At 51.6% G+C, this 1,510-nt stretch carries 1 protein-coding gene; it reads left to right on the top strand.

Features of this window, described 5'->3' with window-relative positions; all coding sequences use genetic code 11:
* Window positions 1–85 precede the first annotated feature (85 nt).
* Window positions 86–1,437 (top strand): IS3 family transposase gene (locus KO503_RS09875; RefSeq protein WP_215991393.1). Its coding sequence is split into 2 segments (ribosomal slippage): window positions 86–422 and window positions 422–1,437, totalling 1,353 coding nucleotides; the frame shifts between segments, so codons are not numbered across the junction.
* The last annotated feature ends 73 nt before the right edge of the window (window positions 1,438–1,510 follow it).

The following is a 1,510-nucleotide window of genomic DNA, read 5'->3' as shown; positions in this document are numbered from 1 at the left end:
TGTCTGACGTCAGCACCCGTTGGACAAATTTGAGGATTTGAATAAAGGAGGATTTCTGGTTCATCTTATCGATTAGGAGATCGAGATGACGAAGAAACCGACTACATCGAAAGATGCCGCCGACAAGGTGGTCAAGAACATCCGCCGCAAGACGCGCCAAACCTATTCATCTGAAGAGAAGATCCGCATTGTTTTGGCCGGTCTGCGTGGCGAGGAGAGCATTGCCGTTCTTTGCCGCCGCGAGGGCATCGCAGAGAGCCTATATTACAGCTGGTCCAAAGAGTTCCTTGAAGCAGGTAAACGGCGGTTGTCGGGCGATACTGCGCGTCAGGCGACATCACCGGAAGTGAAGGATCTACGTTCAGAGTCTTTGGCGCTGAAGGAATGCGTAGCGGATCTGACCCTTGAAAATCGTTTACTCAAAAAAAGCATGACAGGAAATGGGGAGTACGGGGAATGAGGTATCCCGCGCCTGAAAAGCTTGAGATTATCCGAACAGTTGAGAGCTCGCACCTGCCAGTCAAACAAACCCTCGATATGCTGGGTATTCCACGCAGTACATTTTATCGGTGGTACGATCTCTATGTCGATGGCGGGCTGGACGCATTGGCGGATCATTCGCCACGCCCAGGATCAGTCTGGAACCGCATTCCGGATGCCCGCCGTGATGATTTGATCGAGTTTGCATTGGAACATGAAGCGCTGAGCACTCGGGAGCTGGCCGTCAAATACACTGATGAAAAAAGGTATTTTGTCTCTGAATCATCAGCTTATCGCATTCTCAAAGCAGCTGACCTGATCACTGCGCCTGATTACGTGGTGATCAAGGCCGCTGACGAGTTCAAAGACAAAACCAGTGCCATCAACGAGATGTGGCAAACCGACTTTACCTACTTCAAGATCATCGGCTGGGGTTGGTATTATCTCAGCACGATCTTGGATGATTACAGCCGCTACATCATCGCGTGGAAACTCTGCACGAACATGCGCGCTGAGGATGTCACTGACACGATCGAACTGGCGCTGACGGCGTCCGGTTGCGACCAAGCCGTTGTACGCCACAAACCACGTCTGCTGAGTGATAACGGCTCGTGTTACATCTCCGGCGATCTCGCAGAATGGCTGGAAGGCCAAAACATGACACATGTTCGTGGCGCACCGTTCCACCCGCAAACCCAGGGGAAGATCGAACGCTGGCATCAAACCATGAAGAACCGGGTTCTGCTGGAAAACTATTACCTACCGGGCGATCTCGAGCGTCAGATCGGGGCTTTTGTCGAGCATTACAACAACCAGCGCTACCACGAGAGCTTGAACAACGTCACGCCCGCAGACGTCTACTTCGGGCGCGACAAAGCCATCTTGAGGGAAAGGGAGAAGATCAAAAAACAGACAATCAAACAACGCCGCTTGCAACATCAAAAACAAGCGGCATAATCAATCACACAAACGAACCAGAGCCTCCTGTGCTCAAGCCAATCTGATGTCCAACTTTATATGACGACGGACA

It is taken from the genome of Pacificibacter marinus (genome assembly GCF_018860505.1).
Classification (GTDB): domain Bacteria; phylum Pseudomonadota; class Alphaproteobacteria; order Rhodobacterales; family Rhodobacteraceae; genus Celeribacter; species Celeribacter marinus_B.
This window is presented reverse-complemented; position numbering and strand designations above follow the sequence as displayed.